Annotated in this window: 14 protein-coding genes; 11 read left to right on the top strand and 3 right to left on the bottom strand. The window is 64.9% G+C overall.

Going from position 1 to position 13,669, the window contains the following annotated elements:
* From FJZ36_02525 to FJZ36_02495, 7 genes are all read left to right on the top strand, one after another.
* Complete coding sequence (locus FJZ36_02525) at positions 1–864, top strand: hypothetical protein (protein MBM3213776.1); 864 nt, start codon at positions 1–3, stop codon at positions 862–864.
* An 8-nt stretch (positions 865–872) separates the two neighbouring features.
* Positions 873–1,568 (top strand): hypothetical protein, encoded by a 696-nt coding sequence (locus FJZ36_02520; protein ID MBM3213775.1) that lies wholly within the window; start codon positions 873–875, stop codon positions 1,566–1,568.
* 2 nt (positions 1,569–1,570) lie between these two features.
* Entirely contained in the window at positions 1,571–2,626 is a 1,056-nt protein-coding gene (locus tag FJZ36_02515; GenBank protein ID MBM3213774.1) for an ABC transporter ATP-binding protein, read from the top strand.
* Between the two features lie 42 nt (positions 2,627–2,668).
* Complete coding sequence (locus tag FJZ36_02510; protein MBM3213773.1) at positions 2,669–3,790, top strand: KamA family radical SAM protein; 1,122 nt, start codon at positions 2,669–2,671, stop codon at positions 3,788–3,790.
* Positions 3,787–4,194: a dihydroneopterin aldolase gene (gene folB / locus FJZ36_02505; GenBank protein ID MBM3213772.1), complete on the top strand. Its 408-nt coding sequence runs from the start codon at positions 3,787–3,789 to the stop codon at positions 4,192–4,194. Before FJZ36_02510 ends, folB begins: the two co-directional genes overlap by 4 nt.
* An 87-nt stretch (positions 4,195–4,281) precedes the next feature.
* Positions 4,282–5,418: an aminopeptidase P family protein gene (locus FJZ36_02500; GenBank protein MBM3213771.1), complete on the top strand. Its 1,137-nt coding sequence runs from the start codon at positions 4,282–4,284 to the stop codon at positions 5,416–5,418.
* Positions 5,419–5,431: 13 nt separating this feature from the next.
* Positions 5,432–5,845, top strand: coding sequence for a hypothetical protein (locus tag FJZ36_02495; GenBank protein ID MBM3213770.1), 414 nt, complete (start codon positions 5,432–5,434; stop codon positions 5,843–5,845).
* 27 nt (positions 5,846–5,872) lie between these two features.
* On the opposite strand, the gene FJZ36_02490 is transcribed toward FJZ36_02495, so the two are convergent.
* The 3 genes from FJZ36_02490 to FJZ36_02480 are packed head-to-tail and all read right to left on the bottom strand — an operon-like array spanning position 5,873 to position 9,561.
* Positions 5,873–7,600 carry a DUF4838 domain-containing protein gene (locus FJZ36_02490; protein ID MBM3213769.1) on the bottom strand — a complete coding sequence of 576 codons (1,728 nt, stop codon included), beginning with the start codon at positions 7,598–7,600 and terminating at the stop codon, positions 5,873–5,875.
* Between the two features lie 15 nt (positions 7,601–7,615).
* Positions 7,616–8,737: a zinc-binding dehydrogenase gene (locus FJZ36_02485; protein MBM3213768.1), complete on the bottom strand. Its 1,122-nt coding sequence runs from the start codon at positions 8,735–8,737 to the stop codon at positions 7,616–7,618.
* Entirely contained in the window at positions 8,650–9,561 is a 912-nt protein-coding gene (locus tag FJZ36_02480; protein ID MBM3213767.1) for an alpha/beta hydrolase, read from the bottom strand. The genes FJZ36_02485 and FJZ36_02480 overlap by 88 nt, the downstream gene beginning before the upstream one ends.
* A 151-nt stretch (positions 9,562–9,712) precedes the next feature.
* Between FJZ36_02480 and FJZ36_02475 the strand changes: the two genes are divergently transcribed.
* The 4 genes from FJZ36_02475 to FJZ36_02460 are packed head-to-tail and all read left to right on the top strand — an operon-like array spanning position 9,713 to position 13,669.
* Positions 9,713–11,275, top strand: a complete 1,563-nt coding sequence (locus FJZ36_02475; GenBank protein MBM3213766.1) for a nodulation protein NfeD — start codon at positions 9,713–9,715, stop codon at positions 11,273–11,275.
* 12 nt (positions 11,276–11,287) lie between these two features.
* Positions 11,288–12,217: a UPF0365 family protein gene (locus FJZ36_02470; GenBank protein MBM3213765.1), complete on the top strand. Its 930-nt coding sequence runs from the start codon at positions 11,288–11,290 to the stop codon at positions 12,215–12,217.
* 47 nt (positions 12,218–12,264) lie between these two features.
* Positions 12,265–13,266 (top strand): UPF0365 family protein, encoded by a 1,002-nt coding sequence (locus tag FJZ36_02465; GenBank protein MBM3213764.1) that lies wholly within the window; start codon positions 12,265–12,267, stop codon positions 13,264–13,266.
* Positions 13,223–13,669 carry a hypothetical protein gene (locus FJZ36_02460; protein MBM3213763.1) on the top strand — a complete coding sequence of 149 codons (447 nt, stop codon included), beginning with the start codon at positions 13,223–13,225 and terminating at the stop codon, positions 13,667–13,669. The genes FJZ36_02465 and FJZ36_02460 overlap by 44 nt, the downstream gene beginning before the upstream one ends.

The following is a 13,669-nucleotide window of genomic DNA, read 5'->3' as shown; positions in this document are numbered from 1 at the left end:
ATGAACGCGATATGGAGCTTCATCCGCACCGACCGGCGGTTCATCTTCCTCGTCGTAGCAGTGACTGTGATCGTCCCGGTCCTCGTCACGATCCCCTTCCCGGTTCCGGTCTCGAACGCGACGAGAGCCGCCTTCAACACGATGGAGGGATTGAAGCCGGGGGACGCCGTTCTCCTGTCGTTCAGCTATGGGCCCTCGTCGATGGCTGAGGTGCAGCCGCAGGTCGAAGCTGTCATGCGCCATGCGTTCCGCAAGGGACTGCGAGTTCTGACCGTGTCGTTGTTCCCAGACGCTGCGCCGCTGGGGTCTCGCGCGCTCGCCCGCGTCGTCGACAGCGACGAGTTCCGAAGCGAATCGGGAGGCAGCCGCCTCGTCGAAGGAACCGACTACGTCAACTTCGGGTACCGTCTCGGCACGGACACGCTGATCCGTCGGCTTGGACAGAACATCCCGCAGTTCATCGAGACAGACGTCCGCGGCGAACGCCTTGACGCATTGCCGGTGATGCAAGGCATCCAGAACTTCGACCAGATCGCACTGGTCGTCGATTTCGCCGCAGGCGACAGCCCGGATTGGTGGGTCGTCGATGGTCAAGGACGTTACGGCGTCAAGGTCGCCGTAGGCGTCACCGGGGTCATGGTTTCGCAGCAGTTCCCGTATCTGAACTCAGGACAGCTCGCGGGTCTCATCGGCGGAGGCGTCGGCGCCGCCGAGTACGAGAACCTCATCAACGCGCCCGCCACCGCGACGCGGCGAGTTGCGACGCTGGCGTTCGTGCACCTGCTGATCATCGCCATCGTCATCTTCGGCAACGTCCTCTACTTCCGGGAGCAGCGTGCTGCGGCGGAAGGAGACCCCGCATGACACAATCTATGTCGGCAACACTGGGGATCTGGATCGCCGCGATCCTGACGCTCTGCCTGTACAGCTTCCTGTACCACGACAACCCGTTCTACAAGTTCGCGGAACATCTCTTCGTGGGGGTGTCTGCCGGGTACCTCGTCGCACGTCAGTACTTCAACGCGTTCCTCCCCTACGTCTGGGAGCCGCTCAAGCGAGGCGTGGGGTACTTCAGCGAGCGCGATCTGCGGCAGCTCACGCAGGCAGGGGAAACGGCGCATGCACAGCCGTCCGAGCTGATCGTCGTCGTGCCGATCATCCTGGGGCTGCTCTTCTTCGCCCAGTTCGCGCGAGGACATGGCTGGTTGGTGCGAATCCCGGTGTCGTTCGCCCTCGGTGCGTCGATGGGAATGGGCGTGCCGGTTGTGTTTAAGGAGCAGGTCTACAAGCAGATGAACGCCGCGATCATCCCGTTCGACGCGCTGAACGGGAGCGCGGTGGCGATCAACGCGATCATCGTGCTGGTGGGCACCATCGCCGCGTTGACCTACTTCTTCTTCTCGATGGAACACCGAGGAGCCGTCGGCGCGGTCTCGCGCGTCGGCATGTGGTTCCTCATGATCGGATTCGGGTCGGCGTTCGGTAACACGGTGATGAACCGTGTCATGCTGCTGATCCAGCGTGTCGAGTTCCTGCTGCGCGAGTGGCTTCATCTTCTCCCGACCTAGCGATGGCGGATCCGTTGCTGTCGGTTCGGGAGCTTTCGGTCGCCTTTCGCTCGCGCGGTGGATGGACGCCTGCGGTGTCGGACGTGTCGTTCGACATCCACCCCGCCGAGACGGTGGCGTTGGTCGGTGAGTCCGGCAGCGGAAAGAGCGTCACAGCGCTTGCGGTGCTTCGGCTGATCCGAAGCCATGTCGGGCGGATCGTCGCCTCTCGGTTATCGCTTCAGGGCGTCGAGCTCCTCTCGTTGGCTGAGCGCGACATGCGGCGAGTGCGGGGCTCCGAGATCGCGATGATCTTTCAGGAGCCGATGACGTCGCTGAACCCGGTGTTCCAGGTCGGCGACCAGCTCGCGGCGGCTGCGACCAGTCACCGTCAGGCGTCGGCGTCCGAAGTGCGCGGCGATATCCTGAGCGCGCTCGAATCGGTGGGGATACCGGATCCGGTCAGGCAACTGAGGGCATATCCCCACGAACTCAGCGGGGGTATGCGCCAACGAGTCATGATCGCCATGGCGATCGTGAGACGCCCGGCGCTGCTGATCGCGGACGAACCGACGACGGCGTTGGACGTGACGGTTCAGGCGCAGATTCTGGATGTGCTGCGACGCCTGCGCGATGAGCGCGGCATGGCGATGCTGCTTATCAGCCACGACATGGGCGTGGTCGCCGAGATGTCGGAACGAGTCCTGGTCATGTACGCCGGCGAGATCGTCGAAGATGCGCCGGTGAATGCGCTCTTCGGGTCGCCAGGACACCCGTACACCCAGGGGCTGCTTCGGTCGGTACCGACGCTGACTGGTGACGCGGATCGTCTAGTACCCATCGACGGTGTCGTCCCGACTCCCGGCTCGTGGGGCAGCGGGTGTCGCTTCGCCACGAGATGCTCGGCACGCGGTCCGATCTGCTCCGAGCGGACGCCGGAGCTGAGCGCCATGCCAGGCTCGTCGACACTGAATGAAACCGCTGAGGATGCACACTCCCATAATGTCCGCTGTTTTGCCATTTCGCACCCGTCGATGTATAACGATACGCGGCTGGGACATGAACATCCTGACCGGTGAGCTCGTTATGAAGCCCAGCCAGCGCTCACAGGGAGTTGGTGGATGACCGAAGACGCCGCGCCATGGGCGGAGGATTGGCGGGACGTGTTCCGAGGCGGAGTATCGACCGCGGAGGAATTGGCTCGACGGTTCGACCTCGACGTGGAATCGCTCCGGCGGATCGAGAAGGAATTCCCGTTTCGGATCAACCGTTATTACCTGAGCTTGATCGAGTCGAAAGACGATCCGATCTGGAAGCAGGTGGTGCCGGACATCGAGGAGCTCCAAGGTGAAATCGGGTACGACGACCCGCTCGCCGAGGAATCGGACAGTCCGATCCTGAACCTGACGCACCGTTATCCAGATCGCGTGCTCTTCTACATCAACCATCAGTGTCCGATCTACTGCCGATTCTGCACCCGGAAGCGGAAGGTGGGCGATCCCCACTCGTTGCCGAAGGAAGAGATCGACCGGGGGATCCAGTACATTCGCGACCATCCGGAGATACGCGACATCGTCGTGTCCGGCGGCGATGCGCTGATGCTGTCCGATCAGCGGATCGACGAGATTCTCGGGAAGCTGCGCGCGATTCCGCATGTGGAGATACTTCGCGTTGCGACGCGTGTTCCATGCGCGCTGCCGCAGCGGGTCACGTCCGAACTGTGCGCCGTGCTCAAGAAGCACCATCCGCTCTACATCAACACGCATTTCAATCACCCCCGAGAGGTGACTCCGGAGGCGGAGAAAGCGTGTGGCATGCTGGCAGATGCCGGGATTCCGCTGGGTTGTCAGACCGTTTTGCTGAGGGGAGTCAACGACGATCCGGCGACGATGAAGGAGTTGATGCAGCGGCTGCTCCGGATCCGTGTGAAGCCGTACTACATCTACCAAGCGGACCTGGTTCAGGGCACGGATCACTTTCGGACGTCGGTTCGCAGGGGACTCGAGATCATTCAGGCTCTCAGGGGACACACGTCCGGTATGGCGGTACCGCATTTCGTCATCGACGCGCCCGGAGGCGGCGGGAAGATCGCGCTTCTGCCGGACGCGGTCGTTGAGTGGAACGATCAGGAAATCGTGCTGCGCAACTACGAAGGGAACATCTACCGATACCCGAACGTCCCGGAAGAGCTCGCGTCGCCGGTGATTCCGCAGAGCTCGCTGGTCCGCTTCGACGCTCGATGATGCCGATGTCGGATGCCGTCTCGGATCGGATTCGGCTGCGTGGGATCCGGTTCCACGGACGCCACGGCGTGTTCGATGTCGAACGCGAAGTCGGGCAATGGTATCGGGTCGATGTCGACCTGCTGGTGGACTTGAGGGTTGCCGGTCGGACGGACGACCTGGGCGAGTCCGTGGATTATGGCGACGTATGCCGGAGGATCGTCGTCCTCGGCTCGGAGCGCAGCTACCGACTGATCGAGGCACTCGCCGAGGCGATCGCCGACATGGTCTTGGGTTCGTTTGCCGTATCGGGAGTTCGAGTGCTGGTCGAAAAAACGCCCCCTCCCGCGTTGGTAGACATGCTCGCGCCGTGGGGGAGCGTCGAATCATCTGCGGTGGAGATAGTCCGCTCGCGGGAAGAGTAAGCCGGGCGTGTCATCGCGCCTCAACGTTGAGAACTGCTGTCGATCTGCGCTTGGCGAACGACGCCGCGTGCGACGACGACAGAGGAGATGCTGATGGATGATCGGACTGCGATCCTACTCGTGAGCGCGAGCGAGAAGGACGCGAACATGTACTATGCCACACGGCTGTTCGTGCCGGACGCGTTCATCTACCTCCGAACCTCCGGCGAGAGCGTTGCCGTGATCGGGAACCTGGAGCTGGAGCGCGCCCGCGAGCACGCAACCGTGGACCGTGTGCTGCCTCTTGCCCAGTACTGGAAACTGGCGCAGGACAAGCACCAGAAGACGCCCAGCACCGGCGAAATCGTCGACATCCTTCTCCGAGAGTTCGGTGTAGACAGGGTCATCGTACCGCCCGACTTCAGCCTCAAGTTCGCCGATTCCATCCGCTCTTACGGCTACACCGTCGAAGCCAAGCCGGAACCGTTCTTCGAAGAACGGATGGTCAAGACCGCAGACGAGATCGAGTTGATGCGGCAGACCATCCAAGTCACCGAAGCAGCCCTCGCGTCAGGGATCGACTTGATCCGCACTGCGAAGATCGGCAAGGACGACGTCCTCATGCGCGACGGCAAGCCGCTTGCATCCAGCCATGTCCGCCAAGCGGTCCACTGCTATCTGACCATGCACGAGTGCGTCGCCTCCCATACCGTCGTCTCGTGCGGCGAGCAGACCACTTCGCCCCATCAGGAGGGCGCGGGATCTCTGTACGCCAACCAGCCGATCATCATCGACTGCTCGCCCAAGAGCTTCGGCAACGGCTACTACGCCGACCTGACTCGAACCGTCGTGCGTGGCAAGGCTTCCGATCCGCTCCGTCGCCAGTACGAAACGGTGATAGAGGCGCAGCAGCACGCCTACTCGCTGCTGAAACCCGGAGCCAGCGGCAAGGACGTCCATGCCGCCGTCGCGAAGTTCCTCGACGACCGCGGCTACAAGACGCACGCCGTCGACGGGAAGCCGCAGGGCTTCTTCCATGCCACGGGTCACGGGATCGGCTTGGAGGGACACGAACGCCCGCACTTGGCGCTGCGCGACCATGTCCTATCGAGCGGCAATATCCTCGCCATCGAGCCGGCGTTGTACTACTCCGGTGTCGGGGGGGTCCGAATCGAAGATGACGTGCTCGTGATGGACGATGGCGTCGAGGTGCTTTCCACGCTCGACCGCACGCTCGAGATCTGACGCGGAAGGCTGGATGGGCGTTTTCAGAGACGCGGACGAGTTCTACGCCTGCATCGGCGCATGGCTCGTCAAAGTCAGCGAGGAGCCCCGGCTCTTCGACGCGATTGCCGACTCCGGCATCGTCGTCCGTTTCCGCTATTCCGATCCCGATGCATCGATCACCGTCGATGCCCGATCCGGATCCAATGCGGTCCTTCTCGACGAGACGAAGACGCTCGCGGATGTCGAGCTCTGGATGCCGGCAGACATCGCCCATCGGTTCTGGATGGGCTCGATCAATCCCATCGGCGAGGTCTTCGCCGGCAGGATCACCTATCGCGGGTCGCTCTCCAAGCTAACTCGGTTCCTGCCCCTCCTCCGTCCCGCCATGGAGCACTATCCGCAGCATCTCCAAGACGTCGGCATGCGCCACCTCTTGACGTCGTAGCGCTGCCCATGTCTGGCGCGGCGGAGCCTACTTCGCGCACTCCCTCCGCAGCCAGTCGATGTTCCGCTCGCCCCACTCGGCGAGGTGGGTCATCCGGTTCGCGTCGTAGATGACCGCGAAGTCCTCGACGGCGGCGAGCCGTTTGTCGGCGAGCACCCACTCCTGACCCGTCGCATCGGCGCGTTCCCGCACCTCATCCCAGCGCATCAGCGCCAGATACATCGGCGCGAGGCTCGCCAGCTCGACGTGCGCGAGCCGCTCACGATCGTTGCGAACCGCGCTCTTGGCGGCGGAGAAGTGGCGCAGGGCTTCGAGGATCAGATCGGGACTCAGGAACGGCGCGTCGTGCGGCGTGAAGCATCCCAGGTGGTAGTTCGCCGCGATGACGGCGTCGTGGACGCTGTGCATGTAATCGACGATGTGCGGCGCGGCGTGTCCGTAGAAGCCTGTGAGGAACTCGTCGATGAGCGCTGAGGCGTTCCGCGACGGGTCCCAGAGCATCTTGGCGAGAACCCATGCGCGGAGCTCCGCCATCTCGCCGCCGAGCGACTGGTAGGAGCCCTGCTCGAAGAGACCCTTGACCCCGTGTTCCACGAAGAACCGGACGTTCTCGCCCAGCACGTACCAGTTTGGGTGCGGCTGGACGTAGTGGCGGAAGTCCGTCACGTAGTCCCAGATGTAGAGGCGGTCGCAGATGGCGTACCAGCCCTCGATGTCTTCGCGGAAGGCGCGGTTGCTCTCGTGGCTGAGCGGCTGCGCGAAGTTGCACTCGATGCTGCACAACCGGACGATGACGTTGTGCCGAGGTTTCGTGACCTTCGGCGGCTTGCGCGTGTACTGGTAAGCCAGCGTATCGACGGCGACGTTGGGGAACTCGTCTTCGATCCGCTCGGCGACGGCGTTGACGAAGCGCAGCAGCGTTCCGGCGTGGCTCCCCTCTTCCTCGTCGATCGCGCGGCAGTTGTCGCACGTACACGCGCCGTGCCAGTCGTTCTGCGACACGGAGATGATCGTCGCCTCCGGGCTCTCGCGGAGCCATTCGCGGACGCGCTCCGTGAGGAACTCCAGGAGCTCCGGGTTCGTCAGGCAGAGCTGGGCGCGTTCATGAACGCGCTTGCCCTCGATCTCCGAGTACCACTCAGGATGTTCCGCGAAGTGCTTCTCCGGCGGAACCAGCGGGAAGAACGTGTGGACGAACCCCTTGTAGACATGCTTGCCGCCGCGCTGCGCGTCGAGGCGTTCCGAGTTGCCGTTCGATTTGTTGCGAACCGCCCAGTCGCCGTCGAACGCGTGGAAGTGGAACGGCTCTCGATACTCCAAGATCGGCACGAACCGCCGGTTCAGGTCGGGAATCTCGAGTCGCGGCATGCTCGGAATGTAGCTCGCCTCGTGCGTCCACCAGCGGCATCCGAGCGTGTCCTCAAGGAACGTGTAGACCGCGTAGAGCGTCCCACGCGGAGCCCCGGCTCCGCCGCTCAGGACGATGTCGGGGTCTTGCGTGCGAATGAGCAGACCGTCATCGCCCAAGTCCTCGAGCTCCTCAGGATCGAGTCCCGCCGCCGTGGCGGCTCCCGCTCCGACGGCAAGGCATGGGCGGTTCCCCTTCGCATCCGGAGCGACGATCTCGAACCGGGCACCGGCGATCTCGCCCAGATAGCGTGACAGTTCCTGTGCGGCGTGCCGTTCCGGAGCGGATGCCTCCGCCGCCACGGTGATGACGTACTCGGTCATGCCGGCGTCTGCGAGCAGCAGCATGTCTCTTCTCCTGACCTAGCCGCGCGACCAATCGAACGCGGCTGATACGATCGTGTCCTTGCCGTTGAGAAGCCGGTCGTAGACATCGATAGCCTCGGACGGCGCAGCGCACTCCGTCGGGATGCCGGCGTCGCGCAGCCGACCGGACGCCGTCTGTTCGAGAATCCATCGCATCGCCCGATCCACGTTCCAGCCGAGGCGCGCTCCGATGGGTCCGAACAGGAAGTCGCCGTGTGCGCCGAGCACTTCGATGCACCGCTTGTGCATGTCGGGATAGAAGTTCATCTCAGGAACCGTCCCGCGCGGCGATCCGACGATGACGCACTGTCCGCCTTCGCGGGTCATGCCCATCGCACTCACGACTCCCGCCGGAACGCCCGTCGCGTCGGCGACGATGTCCGGCAACTCCCCGCCGTTCGCTTCGCGCAGAGCGACAGGGAAGTTATCGCCCGGGTCGAGCACGGCGTCCGCGCCGCCCAGCAGCGCCGTTTCACGACGGTTGGCGAACGGATCGACACCGATGACCGGGTACGCGCCCGACGCGGCGAACGCCCGTACAGCAGACTGCCCGATGACGCCCAACCCCTGGACGACGACGGAGCGCCCCATCGTCGTCGGAACGCGCGCCGCAGCCCCGAAGCCGTAGCGCACGATGCACGTGAACGCCGCGAACTCGGGACGCACGCCCTCCGGAACACGCCAGCACGACCGCGCCGGACGGATCGCGCGCGACGTGTGGTTTCCGGCGTACGCGACCCGCGTTCCAGGCTCCAGCCCTGTCACACCCGATCCGACCGCCTCGACGACACCGCACGCGCTGTATCCCGACCGGAACGGGAAACGCCAGCTCGGGTAGTTCGGGTCCGTCAACCACTGGTGCTTGCCGGTGAAAACGGCGAGCTCCGTTCCTGAGCTGATGCCGCTGAACTCCGTGCGGATCAGCGCGTTGCCGTCGCCTGGAATCGGGTCGAGCTCCGACTCGGAGACCTCGGCGCGGAAGGGCTCGGTGATTCGTATCTCGCGGATGCGCATGACGCAGCGTCCTGTCGTCAGAGGGTATCGCGCAGGAACTGGACGATCTCGCGGCGCATCTCGGCGGTCTCCTCGTGCCCCACGTCGTAGGTGAGCAGCTTCCATCGCTCGGACGCGCCGTGCGTCGTGTAGACCTGCCGAAGCTCCGCGTCGATGCGTTCCAGACCCGCTGGCGGCGTGAGGGTGTCTCGAAGACCCGCGAGGCTCAGGTGGGCGCGCGGCGCGATGAGCGCGTTGATCCGCGCCGTCGTGAAGTGCCGGAGCAGGCGCGGTACGTAGTAGTAGATGCCGTGCCCATCGAGCCCGCCCGCGTCGATGAGAGCGTGGAAGTCCGTCAGGCAGCAGATGTCGACGCAGGTGCGGACCCGCTCGTCGAGGGCGGCGACCCACCACGCCATCGTGCTGCCCATGGAGATGCCCACGGTTCCCAGCCGCCCTGCGTCCACGTCGCGACGGCTGCAGAGGTAGTCGATCCCGCGGATCGAGTCGTAGACCATCATCCCCCACAGGACCTGACCGTGCCAGATCATTCGCTTGAAGACAGATGATTCGCTCGCGTTGTGCCTCTTGCCGAACACCCACGTGTCCATGCAGAGCGCGGCGCAGCCCATGTCGGTCAGGAGTTTGGCGTAGGGCGGGGTCTGGAGGGCGGTTCGCCCTTCGGTGAGTTCGTCCTTGCCGAGGGCGTAGTCGCCGCCGTGAGCGTGATTGTAGAGAACCGTGGGCAGCGCGGCGTCGCCGCTTCCGGCGGGCTTCACGAAGTAAGCGGGAACCGGCTCGATGCCGTTCAGGTCTAGTAGCAGGTCTTCGATGACGTAGCCGTCGTCGGCGGTTCGGACGGATCGTTCCAGCACGGAGATGGGGCGGTCGCGCGGCGGAAGGTCGCCCAGGAGACCGTAGAGCTCGGCGCGGCGACTCGAGTCGGACATCGGCGTATCCTCCACGCGGTGGGTCGTCGGTCTGCCGAGTGTAGGATGGACGCGGTGGACGCACAAGCCGAGTCACGGCGCGAGAGCTCGCCTTCATCGGCTTTCTTGACGGGTCTCGACCCCGACGATACAATGGCGAGCACGGACGCCGATGCACGCCAAGTCTGCACGCCAAGTCCGGTCGGGCGCGAACAGGAGGCACCCGATGCGATCGGTTCCCCGCTCTCCACGCAGCGTGTCGTACCCGGTCTTTCTGATCGCCCTGGTCCTCTTGTCCCTCCACGGCGCGGCGTTCGGGGCGACCGTCAACGTCATCGAGATCCGCTCCGAGATCAGCAAGGGACTCGCCACCTACATCGAGCGCGCGCTCAAGGACGCCGAACGATCCGCCGACGTCATCGTATTCGACATGCACACGCCCGGCGGGCGCGTCGACGCGATGGGCGACATCGTGAACGCGATCTTCGAGACCGAGAAGCCGACCATCGCCTACGTCCGCACCGAGGCGATATCCGCCGGAGCCGTCATCGCGCTGGCATCCGATCAGATCGTCATGGCTCCGGGCTCCACCATCGGAGACGCCGCTCCCGTCAGTCAGGGCGGCGAGGAGCTCGGCGAGAAGGTCATTTCCTACATTCGCGGCAAGATCCGTGCGACCGCCGAGCGAAACGGCAGGAACCCCGCCATCGCCGAAGCCATGGTCGATAAGAAGAAGGTCCTTGTCCGATCCGAAGCGGGCGTCGAGGCGCTCACGCCTGCTGAGTTCGCGGAGCGGAAGGCGTCGGACCCTTCCATCGAAGTGCTCAGCCACGAGGGCGAACTGCTGACGCTCACAACCGACGCCGCGCTCGACCTCGGTTTCGTCGAGCTGCGCGCCGTGAACCTGGACGAACTGCTCGCCGCCTACTCCCTCGCCGAAGTGGATGGCAAGCCTCGCGTCTACACCACATCGCACCTGGAGACGGCTCGCGCGTCGGAACCGAAGCTCCGCGTTATCGAGTCGCTGGAGGGGGCGCAGGTCATCCGCATGAGCAAGTCGATCCTGGAACGGCTCGCGATCGGGGTCACGGGGACGCTCTTCGGTTCTCTCCTGCTGTCCATCGGCATGGTGGGCATCCTGATTGAGTTGCGCACGCCCGGATTCGGCATCCCGGGCATCGCCGGGATACTCAGCCTGGCGCTCTTCTTCGGCGGACACATGCTCGCCGAGGTGCAAGCAAGCTACGGATTGCTCGCGTTCCTGATCGGGCTCGTTCTGCTGGCGCTCGAAATCTTCGTCATACCGGGGTTCGGCGTCGCGGGCATATCGGGGATCGCCCTGATGGTCGGGGGTCTGCTCTTCGTCTTCGGTCAATCGGCGCAGAGCCTCAGCGGCGCGCTGACCTCGCTGTCCATCTCCATCCTCGGCACGATCACGCTGGCAGTCGTGCTCGGGATGGCGCTCCCGAAAACACGAGCATGGAACCGGCTCATCCTGGGCGTCGAGGAGCGGAGCGCCGACGGCTACCGCGCGCCTCGCGCCGACCTGGCAGGTCTGCTCGGACTCAGCGGCACGTCGGTGTCGCAGTTGCGCCCCGCCGGCGTCGCCGAGATCGGCGGACAGCGCGTCGATGTCGTCGCCGACGGCGAGTTCATCGCGTCGAACCAGCCGGTCGAGGTGGTCCAAGTCGAGGGCGTGCGAGTCGTCGTGCGCCGAACCAAGGCATCCGCGTAGCCAGGAGCTCCCATGGGCGACTCCATCGCGTTCCTGACGATCCTCGTCGTCTTCGGCGGAATCCTCTTCCTGTTCCTGCTCTTCTACTTCGTCCCGATGGGGTTGTGGATATCCGCCCTGTTCGCCGGTGTCCGAGTGCGCCTGATCGGCGATCTGGTCGGGATGCGCCTCAGGCGTGTGTCGCCGCCCCGGATCATCGGGCCCATGATCAACGCGACGAAGGCGGGCATCACGTCCCGCCATGGCGTCAACATCTCTAAGCTCGAAGGTCACTATCTCGCGCGAGGCGACGTCGCGCGTGTCATCAACTCCCTGATCGCCGCCGACAAGGCAGGGATCGAGCTCAGCTTCGAGCGGGCGACTGCCATCGACCTCGCGGGCCGCGACGTCTTCGAGGCGGTGCAGGTCAGCGTGAACCCGCGCGTCATCTCGACGCCCGTCGTCTGGGCGGTCGCCCGCGACGGCGTGCAGCTCAAGGCGACAGCGCGCGTCACGGTTCGAGCGAATATCGAACGACTCGTCGGCGGCGCAGGCGAAGAGACCATCCTGGCGCGCGTCGGAGAGGGCATCGTCTCCGCCATCGGTTCAGCTCAGGACTACAAAGAGGTCTTGGAGAACCCCGACATCATCTCGCAGAAGGTCCTCGCCAGAGGGCTGGACGCCGGCACCGCGTTCGAGATCCTCTCCATCGACATCGCCGACGTGGACGTCGGCGAGAACATCGGCGCTCGACTGGCGGCGGAGCAGGCGGAAGCCGATCTCGTTGTGTTCCAAGCCAAGGCGGAGGAACGCGCCGCCATGGCGCGCGCCCGTGAGCAGGAGATGAAGGCGCGCGTGCAAGAGATGCAGGCGCACGTCGTCGAGGCGGAAGCCAGCGTGCCGCGAGCGCTCGCCGAGGCGTTCCGAGCCGGCAACATCGCCGGAGGCGCCGAAGCGTCCTAGCGTCCCTGCGCGAGCGCAACGCCCACGCAACGCCCATCGGAGTACCCATGTTCCAGTTTTCAGCCGTCGTCATCGTGCTGGTGGTCGCGTTCGTCGTCGCGCTCAGTTGGATGGTTCCCATCGGGCTGTGGGTCGCGGCGCGCGCGGCAGGTGTGCACGTCCGCATCTTCGGCGATCTGGTCGCGATGAAGCTGCGGCGCGTCCCGCCCCGCGTCGTCGTCGATCCGCTGATCGCCGCGACGAAGGCGGGCTTGTCCCTCGCGCTGCCGAGCCTCGAAGCGCACTTCCTCGCCGGCGGCAAAGTCGAGCGGGTCGTCCAGGCGCTCATCGAAGCGGACAAGGCGCACATCCCACTGGAGTTCGAACGCGCCGCCGCCATCGACCTGGCGGGCAGAGACGTGCTCGAAGCCGTCAGCATGTCGATCACGCCGAAGGTCATCGAGACGCCCAAGATCGTCGCCGTCGCCAAGAACGGCATCCAACTCGTCGTGACGGCGCGCGTCACGGTTCGGGCGAACATCGACCGGCTCGTCGGGGGAGCCGGGGAAGCCACCGTCATCGCCCGCGTCGGACAGGGCATCATCACGACCATCGGTTCCTCGGAGACACACGCGGAAGTCCAGGAGAGCCCGGAGAGCATCTCGCGAACCGTCCTCAACGCGGGGCTCGCGACGGGAACGGCGTTTGAGATTCTCTCCATCGACATCGCCGACGTCGACGTGGGCGACAATATCGGCGCGAAGCTCCAGCGCGACCGCGCCGAGGCGGAGCTCAAGATCGCCCGCGCCAAGGCGGAGGAACGACGAGCGATCGCCCAGGCTCAGGAACAGGAGATGAGAGCCGTCGTCGAGGAGAAGAACGCCGACCTCGTCGAAGCGGAAGCCGAGGTTCCCTTGGCAATCGCCGAAGCGTTCCGTTCGGGGCGGCTCGGTATCCGCGACTACTACTCGCTGCGGAACCTGATGGCGGACACGGACATGCGCCAGGCAATCGCCGCCGGAGGCGATGAGAGCGGAGATCGTCGGAGCTATGGTCGATTCTCCGGCTAGGAACCGACGGATGCGCCGCGCCGCCTCGCTCATGGCGTTCCCCTTGCTCGCAGCAGTCGTCGTGCTCAGCGGGTGTACGACCGACAGCGATGTCGAGGACGACCGCGCGACTCCACTGACGGTGCTCTCGACCTCTCCCGCCGACGGGGACGACTGGGTCGCGTCCGAGCCGCTCCGCGTGCGGTTCAGCAAACCGGTGACACTCACCTCGGTGCGAGATGGTCTCCGTATCGTCGGAATGACCGTGGACGTCCAGTACGACGCCGCGACTCGCACCGCGTTCGTCAAGCCGGAGAAGCCGCTGGTTCCCGGACGCCCCTACACGCTGACCATCCTCCGCATCGTGGCGGAGGATGGTTCCACGCTGTCGGACGTCATCACGATCAACTTCAAGGCATCTTAG

This window comes from Candidatus Poribacteria bacterium (assembly GCA_016866785.1).
GTDB lineage: Bacteria > Poribacteria > WGA-4E.
This window is presented reverse-complemented; position numbering and strand designations above follow the sequence as displayed.

Bases quoted from the DNA above. Each gene is read 5' to 3' on its own strand.
- FJZ36_02525 (MBM3213776.1), top strand. From the start codon at position 1: ATGAACGCGATATGGAGCTTCATCCGCACCGACCGGCGGTTCATCTTC.
- FJZ36_02520 (MBM3213775.1), top strand. From the start codon at position 873: ATGTCGGCAACACTGGGGATCTGGATCGCCGCGATCCTGACGCTCTGC.
- FJZ36_02515 (MBM3213774.1), top strand. From the start codon at position 1,571: ATGGCGGATCCGTTGCTGTCGGTTCGGGAGCTTTCGGTCGCCTTTCGC.
- FJZ36_02510 (MBM3213773.1), top strand. From the start codon at position 2,669: ATGACCGAAGACGCCGCGCCATGGGCGGAGGATTGGCGGGACGTGTTC.
- folB (MBM3213772.1), top strand. From the start codon at position 3,787: ATGATGCCGATGTCGGATGCCGTCTCGGATCGGATTCGGCTGCGTGGG.
- FJZ36_02500 (MBM3213771.1), top strand. From the start codon at position 4,282: ATGCTGATGGATGATCGGACTGCGATCCTACTCGTGAGCGCGAGCGAG.
- FJZ36_02495 (MBM3213770.1), top strand. From the start codon at position 5,432: ATGGGCGTTTTCAGAGACGCGGACGAGTTCTACGCCTGCATCGGCGCA.
- FJZ36_02490 (MBM3213769.1), bottom strand. From the start codon at position 7,600: ATGCTGCTGCTCGCAGACGCCGGCATGACCGAGTACGTCATCACCGTG.
- FJZ36_02485 (MBM3213768.1), bottom strand. From the start codon at position 8,737: ATGGAAGCTGCTCACCTACGACGTGGGGCACGAGGAGACCGCCGAGAT.
- FJZ36_02480 (MBM3213767.1), bottom strand. From the start codon at position 9,561: ATGTCCGACTCGAGTCGCCGCGCCGAGCTCTACGGTCTCCTGGGCGAC.
- FJZ36_02475 (MBM3213766.1), top strand. From the start codon at position 9,713: ATGCACGCCAAGTCTGCACGCCAAGTCCGGTCGGGCGCGAACAGGAGG.
- FJZ36_02470 (MBM3213765.1), top strand. From the start codon at position 11,288: ATGGGCGACTCCATCGCGTTCCTGACGATCCTCGTCGTCTTCGGCGGA.
- FJZ36_02465 (MBM3213764.1), top strand. From the start codon at position 12,265: ATGTTCCAGTTTTCAGCCGTCGTCATCGTGCTGGTGGTCGCGTTCGTC.
- FJZ36_02460 (MBM3213763.1), top strand. From the start codon at position 13,223: ATGAGAGCGGAGATCGTCGGAGCTATGGTCGATTCTCCGGCTAGGAAC.